The sequence below is a fragment of the Nonomuraea sp. NPDC003709 genome (genome assembly GCF_040610775.1).
In the GTDB taxonomy this organism is placed as follows: Bacteria; Actinomycetota; Actinomycetes; order Streptosporangiales; family Streptosporangiaceae; genus Nonomuraea; species Nonomuraea angiospora_A.
Map to the genome: position 1 here is coordinate 156,371 of NZ_JBEXMW010000026.1, position 18,002 is coordinate 174,372.

Here is an 18,002-nt window from a genome sequence, read left to right on the forward strand (position 1 = left end):
GCGCCGGGGGGCGGAGCGCCGCGCGCGACGGCTCCCTCAGGCTGTCCCGAAGGTGATCACGTAGGCGGCGAGCAGCACGGACAGGACGATCACCAGGACGCCCGTGCCGCTGATCACCATGACGACATTCGCCCGCTTCACCATCCAGCGGATGGCCGCCGCTGCCAGTGTGATCAAGGTCGTCAGGAGGAAGAGGGTCAAGGCTCTGGTATCGGTTGATGTTGGTATTGCCACCGAGAGGTGGAGGACTAGTGTGGTCATGAAGGTTTTCCCTGGTGCGGAGACGCGCTCTGACAGAAACCTCGCTCGCGGGCACCTCCGCCGATGATTGGGCTCGTCGCGGGGGTGTTCCGCTGTCTTTCTGCATGGGGATGCCGCTCCTGCCGGGTGTGGCTCATCGGACCCTCGCCACGAACCACCTCCACCCATATTCAGCTAACTTCAGTGAATCTTCTCCAATTAGAGGTTTACCCCGACTGAACCGCCCTATTCGTACACGGCGGTGACAGCTGAATGGTTAGACTGATGGCTCTTGTGCTCACCCGTTTGTGCACGTTGGCTGTTCTGTTAGGCCTTAGCTGCGGATTCTTCATCGATTCTGCCGCCAGGTTGATGTTCACTAGAGATTACTGAAGTTCACACCAATGGGGCTGGCATGAGCGGCGTCAATTCCGCGCTGGCGCGCCGACTGCGCGAGCTGCGCGAAAGCCACTGGCCTGACCGGCGCGTCACCCAGGCACAGCTGCGCGAGGCGTTCCAGGTCAGCGTCGCGCTGATCTCGTCGTGGGAGTCGGCTCATGCGAGCAAGATCCCGCCCTTACACCGGCTGGAGAAGTACGCCGCGTTCTTCGCGACCAAGCGATCGATCTCCAACGGGACGGCACGCGTGCTCCCCGTGTCCGACCTGACGGCGGGCGAGCTCGAGGACCACCGCCACCTGCTCGCCGAGCTGGACCGGCTGCGCCAGGCCGCGCTGAAGTCCCAGGCGTCGGGTGAGAACGCCGAGCCGGCGGCGCGGGACGCGCTCCAGACCGGCCCCTGGCACTTTCGGGACGGGGAGCCGATCACGGTCATCTGCTCGCAGGTCCCGGAGGAGGACCGGACCAAGATCCCGTACGCGGACCCGTCGAGCCCCGACTACATCGAGCTGTACAAGTACTCCGACCTCGACTCCCTCTTCGAGCTGTGGGGCCATCTCCGGGCCGCGAATCCGCGCAGCCCGGTGAAGCTGGTCTCCACCGAGGATCTGCGTTCCGACGACCTGACGACGCACGTGGTGCTCCTGGGCGGCGTCGACTACAACGCGGTGACCGGGGCGGTGCTCGCGCAAGCAGAACTCCCGGTGCGGCAGGTGCCCGACTGGGAGGGGGAAAAGGGTCCGTATTTCGAGGTCATCGAGGGGGGCGACACGCGCCGGCACTACACCGTCACCGGCGGGTCCGGCGATAATCTGCAACTCCTTGAGGACGTCGGGTTCTTCTACCGCGGCGTCAATCCCGACAATGTCGAGCGCACGTTGACCATTTGCAATGGGATGTACGGCAGAGGCGTCTACGGTGCGGTGCGGGCCCTGACCGACGAGCGATTCCGCGACCGCAACGCCGTCTATCTGCGGGCACGTTTCGGCACCGCCGCGGCCTACAGCATTCTCACGCGCGTCAGGATCAGGGACCGCGTGGTCGTCACTCCTGATTGGACCCTGAACACGTTCCGGCTGCATGAGTGGTCGGAGCCCTCTCGTGGGGACTGAGGTCGGATCGGAGCATCACCACGGCTCCCACCGGGATCTGATCGAGGTCTACCCGCGAGTCGCGAAGTCCGGCCGCGTCGACGCCATCGTCGTGCCGACCATCAGGCATCCGGTCTGGCTGAGCCACGCGATCCGGCTGGCGATCGCCCTGGACTGCCCCCTCGTGACCCTGCACAGCAAGTGGAGCAAACCGGACCTCCTCCTGATGCCGGCCGGCTTGCAGTTCATCTCCGTGGACATCGACAACGTGGCCCGGCTCAACCTGCCGGACTTCGCGACCACGGCCCTGCTGAAGGGCACGCCGTTCGCCCGCGCGACCGACCTCAGCGCCAAGCGGAACACAGGGCTGCTGCTGGCCCGCCTGATGGGCTGGCGGCGCATCGTCTTCCTGGACGACGACATCGAGGTCGGCGGGCACGAGGAGGTCGCGCACGCGGCCGCCCTGCTCGACTCGTACGACGCCGTGGGCATGCACATCGGCGGCTACCCGGACAACTCGGTGGTGTGCCACGCCCACCGGCTGACCGGCGGGCATCAGGAGTCGTTCGTGGGCGGCGGCGCCCTGGCCGTCGAGACGACCCGCGGCCCCTCGTTCTTCCCGAACATCTACAACGAGGACTGGTTCTACCTGCTGGGCGAGAAGTCGGTGCGCCCGCTCGCGGTCACGGGGATGGTCAAGCAGCGCCCGTACGACCCTTTCGACCGCCCCATGCGCGCGCGGGACCAGGAGCTCGGCGACGTGCTGGCCGAGGGCGTCTACTGGCTGCTCGACGGGGGCGGGGGCACGGGCTGGCAGGCCGCCGCCGATCCGGCCTACTGGGTCGGCGCCCTCGCCAGGCGCGGCGACTTCGTCAAGGACGTGCTGCGCCGCGTCCGGGAGCTCCCGCCGGACGCGACGACGAGCCGCCGGGCCATGGAGGAGTCCCTGCTGGCCGCGCTGGGCCGCCTCAACCGCATCACGCCGCAGTTCTGCGTCAAGTACCTGGAGGCGTGGGCGGCGGACCGCGACCGGTGGGCCGATCACTTCGCCAGGATCCCGCAACTCGGGCCGAGCGTGGCCGATGCCATGAAATGGCTGGTCAGACCTGGTGCACCACTATTGCGCCAGTGGACCTCATTTGATTCATAAGTGGGCGAACCGGGAATCTGTCGTCCGTGGGGCCACGTGATATCCGTCAGGCCGTCCATACGGACCTCCCTGCGATGGTCGACTCGCTCGGGCAGGAGGGCTACTTCACCGACCGGCTCGCCAGGCAGGACTCCGGTCACGGGGCCCTGCTCGTCGCCTGGGAGCGCGGGGTGGCGGTCGGCGACGTCTACATGTGGCTGGGGCCCGCGGAGGAGCCCGAGCTGCGTACCCACTTACCGGGCGTGGCGCTGCTCACGCACCTGGAGGTCGTGCCCTGGATGCGCAACCGGGGCATCGGCACCGCGCTGCTCTGGGCCGCCGAGGAGCGGCTCCTGGCCGACGGCCACGACCAGGTCGCCCTCGGCGTGGGCCTGGACAACCCCGACGCCCTGCGGTTGTACCAGCGCCGCGGCTACGCCGAATGGCCGCACGGCGAGGTGGCGACCACCGACGTCGTCTACCACCCGAACGGCGGGCTCGAGCTCCGGCCCGAGCTGTGCCGCATCCTCGTCAGAAAGCTCGGCTGAGCGCGCCGGCTAGCGGCGCTGGGTGGCCCAGCGGCGGATGGTGTCGATCCGCTCCTGGATCTGCTCCGCCGTCGCCTGCGCGATCGGCGGCCCGCCGCACGAGCGGCGCAGGTCCGAGTGGATGACCCCGTGCGGCTGACCCGTGCGGTGGTTCCAGGCGCCCACCAGGCCGTTGAGCTCGCGCCGCAGGTCCGCGATCTGCTCGTGCGGCGCCAGCGTCTCGCGCGGCTGCTCCTCCTCCTGCTTGCGCCTGGCCGCCTGCTGGTCGGACTGCCGCTTGCGCAGCAGCGTCGCCACCTGGTCGGGCTCCAGCAGCCCGGGCAGGCCCAGGAAGTCCTCTTCCTCCGCCGAGCCGACCGCCGCGCCCGTGCCGAACTCGCCGCCGTCGAACAGCACCCGGTCGAACGTGGCCGACGTCTCCATCGTCTCGAACGGGAGCTCGTCACCCAGGACGTCGGGATTGTCCTTCTGGCGGTTGGCCTGCTCCAGGAGGCTGTCGTCGAGCCCGTCCTCGGGAGGCCGCTTGTTGAGCACGTGGTCGCGCTCGACCTCCATCTCGTTGGCCAGCCCCATGAGCGTGGGCACCGAGGGGAGGAAGACCGAGGCGGTCTCGCCGCGCTTGCGGGCCCGCACGAAGCGGCCCACGGCCTGGGCGAAGAAGAGCGGGGTAGAGGTGGAGGTGGCGTAGACGCCCACGCACAGGCGGGGGATGTCGACGCCCTCCGACACCATGCGCACGGCCACCAGCCAGCGGTCCGGCGAGGTCGCGAACTGCTTGATCTTCTTCGACGCGCCGGGGTCGTCGGAGAGGACCACGGTGGCGCCCTCGCCGGTGATGTTGCGCAGGTGGCGGGCGTAGGCCCGGGCCGTCTCGTGGTCGGTGGCGATGACCAGGCCGCCCGCGTCGGGCACGCCCCTGCGCACCTCGGTGAGCCGCCGGTCGGCGGCCTGCATGACCTGGCGGATCCAGTCGCCCTTCGGGTCGAGCGCGGCCCGCCACGCCTGTGAGAGCTGGTCCTTGGTGAGCGGCGTGCCGAGCGTCGCGGCGATCTCGTCGCCCGCCCGCGTGCGCCACTTCATCTCGCCGGAATAGGCCAGGAAGATGACCGGGCGCACGACGCCGTCGTCGAGCGCGGGGCCGTAGCCGTAGGAGTAGTCGGCGACGCTGCGCTTGAGGCCCTCGGCGTCCTCCTCGTAGCCGACGAACGGGATCGGGTTGTCGTCGGACCTGAACGGCGTGCCGGTGAGCTGGAGGCGGCGCGTGGCGGGCTCGAACGCCTCGCTCACGCCGTCGCCCCACGACTTGGCGTCGCCCGCGTGGTGGATCTCGTCGAAGATCACCAGCGTCTTGCGCGCCTCCGTGCGCGCCCTGTGCAGCGCGGGGTGCATGGCGACCTGCGCGTACGTCACCGCCACCCCGGTGTAGTCGCGCGAGGTCGTGCCCTGGCTGTTCTTGAACTCGGGGTCGATGCCGATGCCGACCCGCGCGGCGGCGTCGGCCCACTGCCGCTTGAGGTGCTCGGTGGGCGTGACGATCGTGATCGACCTGATCACGCCGTTGGCGATCAGCTCGCTGGCGATGCGCAGGGCGTAGGTCGTCTTGCCCGCGCCCGGGGTCGCCACGGTGAGGAAGTCACGCGGCTCGCGCCTGAAGTAGAGGTCGAACGCCTCCTGCTGCCACGCGCGGAGCTTGGGGGCGGTGCCCCATGCTGCTCGGTCGGGATAGGAAGGCGAAAGATGGGACGCGGCGAAGGTGCTCACCGCATCACCTCTGGGGTTAGTGTGCTTCGCTCTCTCACAGTGACCCGATAGTAATCGGGCCGACCGACAAGACGTGCCGTGAGTTGAGGATTCTGGCCAAGCTCTTCCCCGCGTGCTATGCGGGTCATTTGATCTTCGTCATGACCGTGTCGAGGGCCTGTCTGCGTGCGGTTTCCTCGGGTTGGAGCAGCCCGAGGAGCATGACCGCGGAGCCCGCGCGAGTGAGAAGCGTCACTCTCAGGAACGCCGGCCGGTTGGCCACATCCTGATATTCCGCCCGCAGCGCCCGGGTGTGCCCTCCGGGGAGCTCCTTGTCCTCGACGACGGTCACCCGGTCTCCTTTGAGCAGCAGCCGGGAGTAGAGCTCCGCCGCCTCCGCCGTGGCCTTCTTGGCGTCCGCCACGGCCCCTGTGACCGGCCTGGCCATGACGAGCCCGCCGCCGCCGTCCCTGGCCACGGAGGTGAAACCCGTCACGGGCGGCACCGGCGCCTGGCTCCACCCCTGTGGCAGCGCCACCGACACCTTGGCCAGGGAGTCGCTCAGCTGCCCGCTCTCCGCCGAAGGCGCGGTGATCCGCAGCACCACGACGGTCGCCCCCACCACCAGGCCCACGCCTGCCAGCAGGGCCACCGACACGACCACCCAGCGCCGCAGCGTCCTCCCGGACACGCCCGTGCGCCGCCCGGGGTCCGCCGGGGAGCCGTAGAGGCGCGCGGACGGGGGAAGCGACTCCCAGGGCTCGAACTCGCGGTCCAGGCCGTACGAGGCCGTCCTGCGGATCTGCGGGTTCCACGGCTCCTCGGGCCCGAGGTCCAGCGGGTCGGGCTCGCCGCGGACCGGCTCAGGACCGCTGGACCGGGCATGCCGCCGTACCGGCTCCGGGTCGGGGTCCGGCACGGCCTCAAGAGGGCCCGTGCGCCCCCGCCGCGACTCCTCCTCGTGGGGCGCGCCCCACGCGTACCGCGGAGGAGTACGGCGATGCCTGGGAGCGGGCTGAGGCGGCCAGACCCGGCGGTCGTCCTCGGTGTCATCCTCCATGGCACCTCCCTGACCGCTGTCCTATCACCTCGCGCGGCGATGGTCAGGAGAACCGTGATCGGTGTGACAGGAGGGGCGGAAATCAGCGGGTGCGTCCGGCGAGGAGCGTGGCGCCGAGGGCGACGGCGGCCATGAGGAACGAGATCACGACGAACCCGGTGGCGATCTCGTCCGGGGCGTGACCGATCAGATTGACCAGCGCGCCCCCGACCCCGATCGCCAGGGCGGACCCGAGCATGTCCGTGACCGACAGGGCGGCGGAGTTCGCCCCCTGCTCGTTCAGAGGGGACTGCCGCAACGCGGTGACGCTGACCGTGGTCATGCCGAACCCCATCCCGAACCCGGCCACGATCCACGCGGGCACCGCGACCCAGCCGGTCACCCCGGGAACGACGCACAGCATGCAGATCAGGATCGAGACGGTGACGCACCCCGCCCCCAGCCGGATCCGCCTGTACGCCTCCCCCTCCCGCCTGCTCTGCAGGAACGACCCCGCGGACCACCCCAGCGCCCCGGTCGTCAGCGCGATCCCCGCGAGCTTGAGGTCGAAGGACTTCACCTCCTGCAGCGCGAGCGGGATGAAGGAGTTCACCCCGAAGAAGGCGGCCGAGAAGAAGCCCCGCATCAGCACGGTCGTGGGCAGCCCGCGCGCGAACCGCAGCGCGTCGGGAGGCAGCAGCCGGTACAGCCCGTAGACCAGGAACGCCAGGCCCGCGACGGCCTCCAGCGCCCCGACCACGGGGCGCCTGTGCAGGAGGTCCACGCCCTGCAGCAGCGCCCCGGCCCCGCCCGCCGTGGCGGTGGCGGCCAGCGTCATCGCGACCGGCCTGGAGCGCGGGCCGGTGGACGGCTCATGGGAGGAGGACGGCATGCGCAGCGCGGGCACGAGCATCACCAGCGCGGGCACGACCAGCGGGATGATCCCGTAGAAGACGTACCGCCAGCCCCACTGCACGGCCACGAACCCGGCCACGGCCGGCCCCACCATGGCGGGCACCACCCAGGCCGCGGAGACGGCCGCGAAGACCTTGGGCCGCAGGGCCTCCGGATAGACCCGCGCGATCATCACGAGCAGCGCCACGATCGAGGCGCCCGCGCCCAGCCCCTGCACGGCCCGCGCCACGAGGAACATCCCCGCCGAGTGCGCCGCCCCGGCCAGTGCCATCCCCGCCACGAACAGCACCACCCCTGACAGGAACGGCAACTGGTAGCCGCGGCGGTCCGACCAGAGGCCCGCCACCACGTTCGCGAAGAGGCTGGCGATGAGGAAGGCGGAGAAACTGATCCCGTACAGGTCGAGGGCGTTCAGCTCGTGGGCCACCGCCGGCATGACGACCCCGACGGACATGCCCTCGAAGGCGACCAGGGTGATCGTCAGCACGATACCGACTGTCGCGACGCGGTATTCGGGGCTGAGGATGCGGGTGGATTCGTAGGGAGTGTCGAGTGCCTTTGGACCTGTCACCTACATATCGTAATTTGCCGGAAATCTAGGCTGCCGGGGTGGTCGCGTTCCGGTACACCGCCCACATCTGATGCATGCGCTCCGCCTGCCCCGCGGTGAACTCCGACATGCACTTGTCGTGCGCGTAGTCCATGAAGTTGTGCGCCGGATCCAGGCCGGGGTGCTGCGCGCAGCTGTCCTTGCCCGCCGGGCAGGCCTCGGTCGGCCGGGCCTCCATCGGGGTGTCGGCGATGCCGTCGCCGGGCAGCTCGCAGCCGTTCTCGAACGTGTGGAAGAGGCCGAGCCAGTGCCCGATCTCGTGCACGCCGGTGAAGCCGCGGTTGTAGTTGGTCATCGCGCCACCGGGCAGGCTGCGCCAGTCGATCACGACGCCGTCCAGCCTGGGCGTCTCGTCATACCAGTACGGGTAGCTGGCGAAGCCCAGCATCTGCTCGCTGAGCTGGGCGATGTAGAGGTTGAGCGTGTCGGCGCCGCCCTGGTGCAGCGCCACCTTCATCGGCCGCTCGTTGCCGACGGGGTCGTTGAACCACAGGGCGTTGTCGGTGACCGAGACGCCGTCCAGGCGGAAGCGCACGCCGGTGTCGACGCCGCCGTAGGTGCCGCCGTACGCGGAGTTGAGCGCGTCGATCTGGGCCTTGACGTCGTCGTCGGTCACCTTGCGCTCACCGCGCGTGATGACGTGCACGCGCGTGGGCACGGTGACCTGGGTGGGCGTCGTCACGCCGGCGAGCCGCTTGCCCAGCTCGACGAGGACCTTGGCCACGTCTTCGGGCTTGGGCGAGCGCGGCCCCGTCCTGCGGGGGACGTGGCCCGCGCAACGCGACACCTGCGCCGCCTCGGTACGGAGCGGCGGCGTGAACCCGACCGCGAGCAGACATGCCAACGAGACGGCGGTCACGCGCCGGACCATGCAATCCCCCACTACGTATCGAGCCGGTCTGGCTACCGACCGTAGCTTGACCTGGGGAGATTACCGGTCAGCAACACTCACTGCTTGTTGTCGCCGCCGTCGCCGCCACCCGGGGGCAGGCCCTCGTAGATCTCCTTGCACTCCGGGCATACCGGATATTTCTTCGGATCGCGGCTGGGCACCCAGACCTTGCCGCACAGCGCCCGGATGGGCGTGCCCGTGACCATGCTCTCCGTGATCTTGTGCTTGTCCGCGTAGTGGGCGAACCGCTCGTGATCGCCGTCGCCGTGCGACGTCCGGGGCGTGGTCTCCTGCTCTGGGAGGATCTTCGTCGTGCTCACCCCACAGAGTTTATGCCCGACGACGACCAGGTCCCCCATATAGCGATACGGCCCCCGCCGCGTGGCGGGGGCCGTACGTGGAATCAGGCTCAGCCCATGTGGACGGGCGCGCCCTCGGTCTTCCTGCCGGCCTTGACGAACAGCGTCAGTACGGCCGTCAGCACCGCGATGCCGGTGCTGACCAGGAAGGCCACGTGCATGCCGTCCATGAAGGCGTTGTGCACGGCGTCGCCGATCTGCTGCGGCACGCCGGGCGGGACGGTGCCGAACGCGGCGGCCTTCTCCAGCCCCGTCAGCTGGGCGGGCGGGATGGCCTGGGCCGCCGGGCCGAGGTAGCCGGGCAGCTTGTCGGAGATCTCGCCGGCCATCACGGCGCCCAGGATCGCGGTGCCGAGCGCGCCGCCGACCTGCATGGCCGACTGCTGCACGCCACCCGCGACGCCGGTCAGATTCACCGGGGCGTTGCCCACGATGATCTCCGTGGCGCCCACGAACACCGGCGACATGCCGAAGGCCAGCAGCAGGAACGGGATGCCGCTCTCGATGAACGACGCGTCGATGCTGAGCTGGGACATGAGGAACATCGAGAACGCGGTGATCAGCAGGCCCGTGGCCATCGTGATCTTCGGCCCCAGCCTGCCGATCGCCATGCCCGCCAGCGGCGAGGCGACGATCATGCCGGCACTCATCGGCAGCATGCGCAGGCCGGCCTCCAGCGGGGACAGGCCGTGCACACCCTGGAAGAAGAAGCCGAGGAAGAACATCGCGCCGAACATGGCGAACGCGACCATCATCATCAGCACGGTGCCGATGGAGATCGAGGCGTTCTTGAACAGCGACAGCGGCACCAGCGGCTGGCTCGCCCTGCTCTGCCAGAAGATGAACGCGCCGATCAGCACCACGAACAGGCCCGCGAAGGTCAGCGTCGTGCTGTCGCCCCAGCCCCACTCCGGAGCCTTGATGATCGTCCAGACGAGCGAGAACATCGCGCCGGACAGCAGCAGCACGCCGAGCCAGTCGATCCGCGCCAGCGTCTGCGCGCGGTTGTCCTTGATCAGGATGGTGCCGAGGACGAGGGCGGCGAGGCCGACGGGGGCGTTGATGAAGAAGACCGTCTCCCAGCTCGCGTTCTCGACCAGGAGGCCGCCCACGATCGGGCCGGCGGCGCTGGACAGGCCGATGATCGCACCCCAGGCGCCCATGGCCTGGTTGAGCTTCTCACCCGGGAACGCTCCACGCAGCAGCGCCAGGGCGGCTGGCTGGAGCAGCGCGCCGAACAGGCCCTGCAGCACCCGCAGGGCGATCAGCGCGCCCACCGGGGAGAGGCCGGGAATGATGTCGGCCAGCTCGGCGCTGAGTCCGATGCCCACCGAGGAGATGGCGAACCCCGCCACGCCGATCAGGAAGACCCGCTTGTGCCCGAACAGGTCGCCGAGCTTGCCGGCGGTGATCAGGAACACCGCCAGGGCCAGCAGGTAACCGCTGGTCACCCACTGCAGGTCGGACAGCGAGGCCTTGAGGTCGGCCTGGATCGACGGGTTGGCGATGCCCACGACCGTGCCGTCGAGCATGACCATGATGACGCCCAAGCTGACCGCCAGCAGCACGAGCCAAGGATTGCCGCCGGTCCCCGTTTTCACCGGGCCGTGCGATGACGGCGCATCCACCGCCTTCGCGTGAGCCATGAAGTCCCCCTAAGTACACGAACCGCCCCATACCGGGGCATAGATCTCGTAAGCCTCAGGTAATCTATGACAGTCGCTGACTAATGACAAACGAGTTTTATTCGTCGTCGTATGACTTATGGCACACTGTGACAGAAAGGTTTCGAGGGAGTGACTGCTGTGGGTCTACGGGAACGCAAGAAGGAGAAGACGCGCCTGGCGATCCTCGACGCCGCGCTCGACCTGTTCCTCGAACAAGGATACGAGTCGACCACGGTGGAGCAGATCGCGGGGGCCGTCGAAATCTCCCCGCGCACCTTCTTCCGCTACTTCAACAGCAAGGATCACCTGGCGCTGTGGCACCACGACCACGGCGAGGAGATCATGCTCGAGACGCTGGCGTCCCGCCCGGAAGATGAGTCGTCCTTCACCTCGCTCATGCACGCCATGCGCGCGGTCGTCGGCGACCTGGAGGGTTCAACGGGCGAGGACAGGGCGAGGTTCCTGAAGCTGCGGCGGCTCATGGAGGACCACCCGAGGCTGGTGGGCATGTCCGTGGCCAGGGGCGCGGCGACCGAGCGCCGCCTCATCGAGGTGATCGCCGCACGCAGGGGCGTGGACCCCGACGAGGACATGCTCACGCCCTTGATCGTGGCGTTCGCCGCCTGCACCCTGCGCGTCGGCTTCGAGTGCCCGCGCCGCGACAGCGGCCTGCCGGAGATCACGCAGCGGATGGCGGAGACGATCGAGCTGGCCGAGCGCTCGCTGCGGCCCGGCTGGGACCGCTAGTCAGTTCATCGTCGGGTCGTCCGGGCAGGTCGCCACGAAGGCCAGCTCGCCGGGCTGCCGCCGCAGCACGTGCCGCCAGAGCGCGCGGGGATCGGCGTGGAAGGTGTCGCCAGCCTCCGAGTCGACCACGTACCAGGCGCCTTCGGCGATCTCGCTCTCCAGCTGGCCCGACGACCAGCCCGCGTACCCCGCGAAGATGCGCATCTGCGCGATCTCCCCCTGAAGGATCTCGGGCGGCGCGTCCAGGTCCACCGTCCCGAGGCTGGAGACGGCCGGGGTGCCCGCGTGCAGCCTGCGCCAGCCGAGCGGCTCCTCGCCGCTGGGGACCGCCGCCAGCGCGAGCGCGCTGTCCGTCTGCACGGGCCCGCCCTCGAAGAGCACGGAGGGCCCGGTCACCAGCGGATCCCACACGGGCAGCACCTGGGTCACGGAGATGTCGCTCGGCCGGTTGAGCACCACCCCCAGGGTGCCGCCGTCGTGGTCGTGTTCGAGGATCAGCACGACGCTACGCCGGAAGTTGGGGTCGTCGAGAAGCGGCGTCGCCACCAACAAACCGCCGACGTAGATCGCTTCCGCCATACCTCCATCATGAAGGGTTCGCGAGGCTCGCGCTCCCCCAGTGCGTCGATGTTACTTTTCGTGGTCACTTGGGCACCTTCTGTAGCAAAGATCACTCGTTGGGGGGAGCTCATGCATATCAGGACACGTCTCGTGCTGGCCGCACTACCGGTCTGTGCGGTTCTGTTCCTCCCCCAGAGCGCGCAGGCGTGGCCCTGGCATGAGGATCACGGCGACCCGTTCACGATGACGGTGGACGACGTCCACTGCCGTTCGGGGCGCGCGCACGTCACCCTGCACAACCTGACCCAGGAGGCCGCCCGCTTCGACGTCCAGGCCGACGGGGTCAGCGTGGCGAAGGGGGCCATCCCGGCCCACAAGTCGATCGTCAAGCAGGTGCCGGTGCCCAAGGGCAGCACCGCGGACGTGGAGGCGTACTCGCTGGGTGACCCGCAGCGGGAAACGCTCGTCGACTCCAGCCGCGTCAAGAACGACTGCCCCTGGGGCCACCACCTGGACAACCTGCCCTTCACCGGCCCGCCCGCCGACCTCATGGGCAAGCTGGCGACGGCGGGCGGCCTGATCGTGGTGGGGGGCATCCTGTGGTGGTACGGCTCCATCTGGCCGCGTTCGACCCCATGAGCTAGGGCTCTTCCACGACGAACGCGCCGGACCTGGCGGCGGCCAGCGTGCGCGCCACGGACCGTTCCGCGTCCTGCTCGGTCACCGGCTCCCTGGTGACCACCAGCCGGTAGTAGAGCGGGGCGGAGATCGCGCGGATCACCTCCGCGCCGTCGGTGCCCGCGGGTAGTTCACCCCGCTTGACCGCCAGGTCCACGACGTTGGCCCACTCCGCGATCCTGCGCAGGTAGAAGGCGCGCAGCGCGCCGGCGGCCTGCTCGTCGCTGGTGGCGGCGGCGATCACCGCCTGGAACGTGGCGCCGAGCCGCCCGTCGTTGATCGCCCCCAGTACGGACAGCGCGTTGGCCCGCAGGTCGGCCTCGACGCCGCCCGTGTCGGCATGGGGCGTGGACTGGTTGGCCAGCTCGGTCATGAGATCGGTGACCAGGCCCGCCCTGCTCCCCCAGCGCCGGTAGACCGTGGTCTTGCCGACACCCGCCCTGGCCGCCACCTGGTCCATGGTCAGGCCATGGAAGCCGTGCTCGACCAGCTCGTCCTGCGTGGCCTCCATGACGGCCGCGCGCACCCGCGCCGTGCGGCCCCCTGGCCGCACGGTTCCCGCCGAACGGGAAGGTTGGTCCATCTACGCTCCTTGTCGCAACGTTCCATTTTAACGGAACTGTCATCCCATTAAGGACTGACGGCGCATTTCCCCCACCTTCTGGACGCGGCCATGCGAAGATCGGTTCCATCCCTTCGACCGTTCGGCAATACCGAACGAATCTGCGCTATGGTGCGGCTGTGGGAGAGACGATTCAGTCGGTCGAGCGGGCGGCCGCGATCCTGAGGCTGCTGGCCTCGGGGCCGCGCCAGCTCGGGGTGGCCGAGCTGGCCAGGGCGCTGGGCCTGCCCAAGGGCACGCTGCACGGCATCCTGCGCACGCTGGTCCACGTCGGGTTCGTCGAGCAGGACCCGGCGAGCGGGAAATACCGGCTCGGCGCCACGCTGCTCCATCTCGGCAGCAGCTATCTCGACGTCAACGAGCTGCGCACCCGCGCCATCAACTGGGCCGACGCCCTCGCGGGGCGCAGCAGGGAGAGCGCCTGGATCGGCACCCTCCACGAGGGCCACGTGCTGGTGATCCACCACGTGTTCCGGCCCGACGACAGCATGCAGACGCTCCAGGTGGGCACATACCTGCCGACCCATGCCAGCGCGCTCGGCAAGGTCCTGCTCGCCCACGACCCGTACGGCGAGCCGCCCGCGCCGCCGCTGCAGCCGTACACGAAGAACACGATCGTCGACCCCGCGGCGCTGGAGAAGGAGCTCGGCCTGGTCAGGACGCGCGGCTGGGCCTCCGAGACGGAGGAACTCACCGAGGGCGAGGTGGCCATCGCCGCGCCCATCAAGGACCCGCGCGGCCTGGTGGTGGGCGCCATCGGCATCCGCGGCGCCCTCGAGCGGCTGGCCCCCGACGGCGCCCTGCACATGGAGTTCGTCTCGTACGTACGGGACGCCGCCCGCGCGATCACCCGCTCACTTGAACATCCCTAAGACCACGAAATAGCATTCGTTCGGCATTGCCGAACCAGAACCAAGCGAGGAACCCCGTGCCTCGAACTCAATACGTCGCCGCCATCGACCAGGGCACCACCTCCAGCCGCTGCATCGTCTTCGACCAGGCCGGCAACATCATCTCCGTCGCCCAGCGCGAGCACCGCCAGATCTTCCCCAAGCCCGGCTGGGTCGAGCACGACGCGGCCGAGATCTGGCAGGCCGTGCAGGGCGTGCTGGCCGAGGCCGTCAGCGGCGCCGGCATCGAGGACGGCCAGATCGCCGCGCTGGGCATCACCAACCAGCGCGAGACCACCGTGCTGTGGGAGCGGGCCACCGGCCGGCCCGTCTGCCCCGCCGTCGTCTGGCAGGACACCCGCACGGATCAGCTGACCCGGGCGCTGGCCGAGCACGAGGGGCTGTTCAAGGAGAAGGCCGGGCTGCCGCTGGCGACGTACTTCTCCGGGCCGAAGATCCGCTGGCTGCTGGACGCCTACGAGCTGCGGGAGCGGGCCGAGCGCGGCGAGGTGCTGTTCGGGACGATGGACAGCTGGCTGCTGTGGAACCTCACCGGCCGCCACGTCACCGACGTGACCAACGCCAGCCGTACGATGCTGATGAACATCCACACGCTGGCCTGGGACGACGAGTTGCTCGACGCGCTGGGCGTGCCCCGCGCGATGCTGCCGGAGATCCGCCCGTCCGCCGAGGTCTACGGCCGCACCGCGGCGGGCGTCCCCGTCGCCTCGGCGCTCGGCGACCAGCAGGCGGCGCTGTTCGGCCAGACGTGCTTCGCGCCCGGCGAGACCAAGAGCACCTACGGCTCCGGCAGCTTCCTGCTGATGAACACCGGCCACGAGCCCGTCGTCTCCAAGCACGGCCTGCTGACCACGGTCGGCTACCAGATCGGCGAGGGCCCGGCCACGTACGCGCTGGAGGGCGCGATCGCGGTCACCGGCTCGCTGGTGCAGTGGCTGCGTGACAACCTGGGCCTGATCTCCAGCGCGGCCGAGATCGAGACGCTGGCCAGGACGGTCGACGACAACGGCGGGTGCTACTTCGTACCGGCCTTCTCGGGGCTGTTCGCGCCGCACTGGCGCTCGGACGCGCGCGGCGTGATCGCGGGGCTGACCGGGTTCGTCACCAAGGGGCACATCGCGCGGGCCGTGCTGGAGGCCACGGCGTGGCAGACCCGCGAGGTGGTCGACGCGATGAACGCCGACTCCGGGCTCGACCTGACCACGCTGCGCGCCGACGGCGGCATGACCGCGAACAACCTGCTCATGCAGACCCTCGCCGACGTCCTCGCGGTGCCGGTGATCCGGCCCATGGTGGCCGAGACCACCGCCCTGGGCGCCGCCTACGCCGCCGGGCTGGCGACCGGCTACTGGCCCGACGTCGACAGCCTGCGCGCCAACTGGCACAAGGCCGCCGAGTGGCGCCCGGCCATCGACGAGGCCGCGCGCGAGCACGAATACCGCAACTGGAAGAAGGCCGTGGCCCGGACCCTCGACTGGGTCGAGCAGTAGGTCAACAGGTAGGGAGCATGGCAATGACGACGACGACCGCCGCAGACCGCGCGCAGACCCGTGAGGAGCTCTCGCGCACCGCCTACGACCTGCTCGTGATCGGCGGCGGCATCCTCGGCACCTCCGTGACCTGGATGGCCGCGCAGGCCGGGCTGCGGGTGGCGATGGTCGACGCGGGCGACTTCGCCGGCGCGACCTCCAGCGCCTCTTCCAAGCTCGTCCACGGGGGCCTGCGTTACCTGCAGACCGGCAACGTCCGGCTGGTCGCCGAGAACCACCGCGAGCGCCGCGCTCTGGCCGCCGACATCGCGCCGCACCTGGTCAAGCCGCTGACGTTCCTGGTGCCGATCTACAAGGGCGGGCCGCACGGGGCGGCCAAGCTGGGCGCGGGGGTGTTCCTGTATTCGGCGCTGTCGGTGTTCGGCGACGGCATGGGCAAGGTGATCACGCCCCACCAGGCGCTGGCCAAGGTGCCCGCGCTGCGTACCGAGGGGCTGCGGGCGGCCGCCGTCTACGGCGACCACCAGATGAACGACAGCCGCGTCGCGGTCATGACCGTACGGGCCGCCGCGGACGCGGGCGCGGTCGTGCTCAACCACGCCGAGGTCGTCGGGCTGCGCAAGACGGGCGGCACGGTCACGGGGGCCGACCTGCGCGACCGGCTCGACGGGGCCGAGTTCGGGGTCTCCGCCCGGCTCGTCCTGAACGCCACCGGGCCCTGGGTGGACCACCTGCGGCGCATGGAGGACCCGGACGCCGCGCCGAGCATCCGGCTGTCCAAGGGCGCCCACCTGGTGCTGCGCCGCCACGAACCGTGGAAGGCGGCGCTGACCACGCCGATCGACAAGTACCGCGTGTCGTTCGCCATCCCGTGGGAGGACCACCTGCTGCTCGGCACCACGGACGAGGCGTACGAGGGCGATCCGGGCGGGGTGCGCGCCACCGAGGCCGACATCGCGCAGATCCTCGACGAGGCCGGCCACGCCGTACGCGACGCCCAGCTCAGCCGCGAGGACATCACCTACGCCTTCGCCGGGCTGCGCGTCCTGCCCGGCGGCCCGGGGCAGGTGACGGCCGCGAAGCGGGAGACCGTGGTGACCAGGGGGGCGGGCGGCATGCTCTCGGTCGCGGGCGGCAAGTGGACCACCTACCGCCACATCGGCAGGCACGTCCTCGACACGCTCGCCCACCTGCCCGGCCGGCCCCTGGGCGACGACCTGGCCGACATCCTGCCCGCCGTACCCCTGCCGGGCCTGGCCAGCCCCGACGCGGTGGCCCTGCGGCTGTGGACCGACCGCGACCCGGGCGCGCGCATGGATCCGCTGGTGGCCAGGCACCTGGCCACGCACTACGGGTCGATCGCCTTCGACCTGGCCCGGCTCATCCGCGAGGACCCCGCCCTCGGCGAGCGCATCCACCCGGACGGCCCCGACATCTGGGCCCAGGCGGTCTACGCGCGCGACCGCGAGTGGGCGGCCACGGTGGACGACGTCGTACGCCGCCGCACGACGCTGACGGTACGCGGGCTCGACACACCTGACGTGCGCGATCGCATCGCCGCCCTGCTCACCTGACCCGGATCTGGGCAGGGGGTAGTCATGTGCACTCCGATGAACGAAGCCCTGCTCAGGCACTTCCGCGACCTGCGTGACGGCGACCACGGAGGGGCCGTCACGCGGGAGGACAAGGAACACGTTTTCGTCACGGCGGCCGAGCTGCTCGACCCGGTGGCACGCAGAGCCCTCGACGAGCTCAACGCCGACCTGCTGCTCGGCACCGGTGAGGTGGTGGCCAGCGGGGTCACCCGGTCGCGCGAGGGCGGGCTCAACGCGATGTGGTCGCTGACGTGGCCGGAACAGCGCGCCACCCACAACCAGCCGATCGCGATCGTCGCCCACTACGGCTGCGACTTCCACCACCCGCATTTGCGGGGCAACACGGTCGGGGACTGGCCGCTGAACGTCTTCGGCCGTGCGGACGCCGAGGCCCAGCTCGACACGCTACGCGCGATCGCCGCCGGCGACGCCCACAACCTCGTCTTCCAGGAGAGCTACCACCTCATCCCAGCCATAACCACTCAACCCGCCTGACACCCCACCGGACGAACACCCCTCGAAACGGGCACACCACCGGACGGGCAAACCACCACACGGGCGCCACCGTCAAACGGCCGGGCCACACCGGACGAACGGCACACTCGGACGGGCGGCACCACTGGACGGGCGCGACCACCGCACAGGCGCCACCACCGCGCGGGCACGACCACCGCACAGGCGCCACCACCGGACGAACGCGACCACCAGCCACCACTGGACCGAGGCGCCGCTGACGGGCTCACGTGCCCTACGACGCCCACCAGCCACCC

At 70.0% G+C, this 18,002-nt stretch carries 18 protein-coding genes; 9 read left to right on the forward strand and 9 right to left on the reverse strand.

Annotated features, from left to right (window positions below; translation table 11 throughout):
* Positions 1-36 precede the first annotated feature (36 nt).
* Positions 37-177 (reverse strand): hypothetical protein, encoded by a 141-nt coding sequence (locus tag ABZX61_RS52605; RefSeq protein WP_350730099.1) that lies wholly within the window; start codon positions 175-177, stop codon positions 37-39.
* 478 nt (positions 178-655) lie between these two features.
* Between ABZX61_RS52605 and ABZX61_RS52610 the strand changes: the two genes are divergently transcribed.
* The 3 genes from ABZX61_RS52610 to ABZX61_RS52620 all read left to right on the forward strand — a co-directional run bounded on the left by ABZX61_RS52610 (position 656) and on the right by ABZX61_RS52620 (position 3,406).
* The gene (locus tag ABZX61_RS52610; RefSeq protein ID WP_355207284.1) at positions 656-1,750 is read left to right on the forward strand and encodes a helix-turn-helix domain-containing protein; all 1,095 of its coding nucleotides are present in this window, start codon (positions 656-658) and stop codon (positions 1,748-1,750) included.
* On the forward strand, positions 1,740-2,879 hold the full coding sequence (locus tag ABZX61_RS52615) for a hypothetical protein (RefSeq protein ID WP_355207287.1): 1,140 nt from the start codon (positions 1,740-1,742) through the stop codon (positions 2,877-2,879). Before ABZX61_RS52610 ends, ABZX61_RS52615 begins: the two co-directional genes overlap by 11 nt.
* Positions 2,880-2,953: 74 nt before the next feature.
* A complete protein-coding gene (locus tag ABZX61_RS52620) occupies positions 2,954-3,406 on the forward strand; it encodes a GNAT family N-acetyltransferase (RefSeq protein ID WP_350730095.1) in 453 nt (150 codons plus the stop codon).
* A 9-nt stretch (positions 3,407-3,415) separates the two neighbouring features.
* On the opposite strand, the gene ABZX61_RS52625 is transcribed toward ABZX61_RS52620, so the two are convergent.
* From ABZX61_RS52625 to ABZX61_RS52650, 6 genes are all read right to left on the reverse strand, one after another.
* Positions 3,416-5,167, reverse strand: a complete 1,752-nt coding sequence (locus tag ABZX61_RS52625; RefSeq protein WP_355207290.1) for a DEAD/DEAH box helicase — start codon at positions 5,165-5,167, stop codon at positions 3,416-3,418.
* 124 nt (positions 5,168-5,291) lie between these two features.
* Positions 5,292-6,206 (reverse strand): hypothetical protein, encoded by a 915-nt coding sequence (locus ABZX61_RS52630; protein ID WP_350730091.1) that lies wholly within the window; start codon positions 6,204-6,206, stop codon positions 5,292-5,294.
* A gap of 82 nt (positions 6,207-6,288) precedes the next feature.
* Positions 6,289-7,671 (reverse strand): MFS transporter, encoded by a 1,383-nt coding sequence (locus tag ABZX61_RS52635; RefSeq protein WP_355207294.1) that lies wholly within the window; start codon positions 7,669-7,671, stop codon positions 6,289-6,291.
* Between the two features lie 25 nt (positions 7,672-7,696).
* Complete coding sequence (locus ABZX61_RS52640) at positions 7,697-8,569, reverse strand: zinc metalloprotease (RefSeq protein WP_355207296.1); 873 nt, start codon at positions 8,567-8,569, stop codon at positions 7,697-7,699.
* Positions 8,570-8,658: 89 nt separating this feature from the next.
* Positions 8,659-8,961: a DUF3039 domain-containing protein gene (locus tag ABZX61_RS52645; RefSeq protein ID WP_355207299.1), complete on the reverse strand. Its 303-nt coding sequence runs from the start codon at positions 8,959-8,961 to the stop codon at positions 8,659-8,661.
* A 50-nt stretch (positions 8,962-9,011) separates the two neighbouring features.
* Positions 9,012-10,607, reverse strand: a complete 1,596-nt coding sequence (locus ABZX61_RS52650; protein ID WP_355207302.1) for a DHA2 family efflux MFS transporter permease subunit — start codon at positions 10,605-10,607, stop codon at positions 9,012-9,014.
* A gap of 159 nt (positions 10,608-10,766) precedes the next feature.
* On the opposite strand from ABZX61_RS52650, the gene ABZX61_RS52655 reads away from it, so the two are divergent.
* Entirely contained in the window at positions 10,767-11,375 is a 609-nt protein-coding gene (locus ABZX61_RS52655) for a TetR family transcriptional regulator (protein ID WP_350730083.1), read from the forward strand.
* On the opposite strand, the gene ABZX61_RS52660 is transcribed toward ABZX61_RS52655, so the two are convergent.
* The gene (locus ABZX61_RS52660) at positions 11,376-11,954 is read right to left on the reverse strand and encodes a YqgE/AlgH family protein (protein ID WP_355207305.1); all 579 of its coding nucleotides are present in this window, start codon (positions 11,952-11,954) and stop codon (positions 11,376-11,378) included.
* Positions 11,955-12,065: 111 nt separating this feature from the next.
* On the opposite strand from ABZX61_RS52660, the gene ABZX61_RS52665 reads away from it, so the two are divergent.
* Positions 12,066-12,575: a hypothetical protein gene (locus tag ABZX61_RS52665; protein ID WP_350730079.1), complete on the forward strand. Its 510-nt coding sequence runs from the start codon at positions 12,066-12,068 to the stop codon at positions 12,573-12,575.
* A gap of 1 nt (position 12,576) precedes the next feature.
* Here the strand turns inward: ABZX61_RS52665 and ABZX61_RS52670 are convergent, their stop codons facing one another.
* Positions 12,577-13,197, reverse strand: coding sequence for a TetR/AcrR family transcriptional regulator (locus ABZX61_RS52670; RefSeq protein ID WP_355207309.1), 621 nt, complete (start codon positions 13,195-13,197; stop codon positions 12,577-12,579).
* 158 nt (positions 13,198-13,355) lie between these two features.
* On the opposite strand from ABZX61_RS52670, the gene ABZX61_RS52675 reads away from it, so the two are divergent.
* The 4 genes from ABZX61_RS52675 to ABZX61_RS52690 are packed head-to-tail and all read left to right on the forward strand — an operon-like array spanning position 13,356 to position 17,727.
* Positions 13,356-14,108, forward strand: coding sequence for an IclR family transcriptional regulator (locus ABZX61_RS52675; RefSeq protein WP_355207311.1), 753 nt, complete (start codon positions 13,356-13,358; stop codon positions 14,106-14,108).
* 56 nt (positions 14,109-14,164) lie between these two features.
* On the forward strand, positions 14,165-15,637 hold the full coding sequence (gene glpK, locus ABZX61_RS52680; RefSeq protein WP_355207314.1) for a glycerol kinase GlpK: 1,473 nt from the start codon (positions 14,165-14,167) through the stop codon (positions 15,635-15,637).
* 17 nt (positions 15,638-15,654) lie between these two features.
* Positions 15,655-17,211, forward strand: a complete 1,557-nt coding sequence (locus ABZX61_RS52685; protein WP_355207317.1) for a glycerol-3-phosphate dehydrogenase/oxidase — start codon at positions 15,655-15,657, stop codon at positions 17,209-17,211.
* 36 nt (positions 17,212-17,247) lie between these two features.
* Positions 17,248-17,727, forward strand: coding sequence for a hypothetical protein (locus ABZX61_RS52690; protein ID WP_355207319.1), 480 nt, complete (start codon positions 17,248-17,250; stop codon positions 17,725-17,727).
* Positions 17,728-18,002: the final 275 nt, after the last annotated feature.

Excerpts from the sequence above, each read along its gene's own strand:
- ABZX61_RS52630 (WP_350730091.1), bottom strand. The coding sequence starts at position 6,206 with ATGGAGGATGACACCGAGGACGACCGCCGGGTCTGGCCGCCTCAGCCC.
- ABZX61_RS52610 (WP_355207284.1), top strand. The coding sequence starts at position 656 with ATGAGCGGCGTCAATTCCGCGCTGGCGCGCCGACTGCGCGAGCTGCGC.
- ABZX61_RS52645 (WP_355207299.1), bottom strand. The coding sequence starts at position 8,961 with ATGGGGGACCTGGTCGTCGTCGGGCATAAACTCTGTGGGGTGAGCACG.
- ABZX61_RS52685 (WP_355207317.1), top strand. The coding sequence starts at position 15,655 with ATGGCAATGACGACGACGACCGCCGCAGACCGCGCGCAGACCCGTGAG.
- ABZX61_RS52690 (WP_355207319.1), top strand. The coding sequence starts at position 17,248 with ATGAACGAAGCCCTGCTCAGGCACTTCCGCGACCTGCGTGACGGCGAC.
- ABZX61_RS52665 (WP_350730079.1), top strand. The coding sequence starts at position 12,066 with ATGCATATCAGGACACGTCTCGTGCTGGCCGCACTACCGGTCTGTGCG.
- ABZX61_RS52620 (WP_350730095.1), top strand. The coding sequence starts at position 2,954 with ATGGTCGACTCGCTCGGGCAGGAGGGCTACTTCACCGACCGGCTCGCC.
- ABZX61_RS52660 (WP_355207305.1), bottom strand. The coding sequence starts at position 11,954 with ATGGCGGAAGCGATCTACGTCGGCGGTTTGTTGGTGGCGACGCCGCTT.
- ABZX61_RS52650 (WP_355207302.1), bottom strand. The coding sequence starts at position 10,607 with ATGGCTCACGCGAAGGCGGTGGATGCGCCGTCATCGCACGGCCCGGTG.
- ABZX61_RS52670 (WP_355207309.1), bottom strand. The coding sequence starts at position 13,197 with ATGGACCAACCTTCCCGTTCGGCGGGAACCGTGCGGCCAGGGGGCCGC.